Genomic DNA, 1,364 nt, shown 5'->3' on the forward strand with positions numbered 1-1,364 from the left:
ACTTGCCGGTGCCCTTCTGCCCGGCGGTATCGAGGATCACGTCGACCAGGTGCTGGCCGGTCTCGCTGTCCTTGGTGCGGAAGATCTTCGCGGTGATCTCGATGAGGAACGACTGCAGCTCGCCCGCGTTCCACCCGGCGAAGACGTCGGCCAGCTCCTCGTTGGTCAGCCCGCCGACGTTCTTCAGCACGTCGTAGGCCTCGGCGATGAGCTGCATGTCGGCGTACTCGATGCCGTTGTGGACCATCTTGACGAAGTGGCCCGCGCCGTCGGCGCCGATGTGGGTGCAGCACGGCGCGCCGTCGACGTGCGCCGAGATGTCCTCGAGCAGCGGACCGAGGGACTCGTAGGCCTCGTCCGGCCCGCCGGGCATGATCGAGGGCCCGTTGAGGGCGCCCTCCTCGCCACCCGAGACGCCCATGCCGACGAAGTTCAGCCCCTGGTCACGCAGCGCCTTCTCCCGACGGCGGGTGTCGGCGAAGTGGGCGTTGCCCGCGTCGATGATCACGTCGCCGGACTCGAGGAGCGGGGTGAACTCGTCGATGACGGCGTCGGTCGCCTTGCCGGCCGGAACCATCAGCACGATGCGACGGGGGCGCTCGAGGGAGCGCACGAACTCCTCGGCGGACTCGGCGGGCACGAACGTGCCCTCGTCGGAGAACTGGTCGACGAGGTCGTGCGTGCGCTTGGCGGTCCGGTTGTGCAGCGCGACGGCGTGACCGTGCCGCGCCAGGTTGCGTGCGAGGTTCCGGCCCATCGTGGCGAGGCCGCTGACGCCGATCTCCGCTGTCTGACTCACGCGCACAGCATGCCCGAGATCGCGGTGCGCACGAACCCGGCCGGGGGACTTTCCAGCGGGGCCCGTAACGACTCCGTGACTGATCACGAGAAGGGAGCGAATCGCCGCGGCGCTCCGCCCCGGCCCACCTCACAGGGGGAACGAGCAGATCATGACGGACCAGACACGAGTCCACGGTGGCCGCGCCGCCGTGCGTCGGGCGGCGGCCCGGGCGACCCGCCGGACCCGCTACCTGCTCGCAGCAGGCCTCGCGGTCGTTGTGACCCTGAGCAGCGTGCTCGTCGGGAACGCGGTGGGATGGGCGGACACGTCGGTGCCGGCGCCACCCGGGACGGCGACCGCCGCGACGAAGGTCCCGCCGGCCACGACGGTCCCGGGCGCGGTGGCTGCGGTGGTCCCGGGCGCGGTGGCTGCGGCGGTCCCGACGACCACGGCGGTCACCCCGGCCCCCGGGCAGATCTGCGACCCGTTCGGGTCCAAGACGGTCGCCGGCGGCACGTACCTCGTGCAGAACGACCGCTGGGGCGCCACGACCCAGCAGTGCATCACGCCGTTCGACACCGGC

Annotated in this window: 1 protein-coding gene and 1 pseudogene; one reads left to right on the forward strand and one right to left on the reverse strand. The window is 71.5% G+C overall.

Features of this window, described 5'->3' with window-relative positions:
• Window positions 1-799, reverse strand: a 799-nt coding sequence (gene gndA / locus AC0CYZ_RS18800) for an NADP-dependent phosphogluconate dehydrogenase (RefSeq protein ID WP_472218068.1), incomplete at its 3' end; no start/stop codon positions are given.
• A 151-nt stretch (window positions 800-950) separates the two neighbouring features.
• Here gndA and AC0CYZ_RS18805 point away from each other — a divergent pair.
• Window positions 951-1,364, forward strand: a pseudogene (locus AC0CYZ_RS18805) (hypothetical protein); the annotation flags it as partial.

The organism is Actinomycetospora sp. (assembly GCF_055612215.1).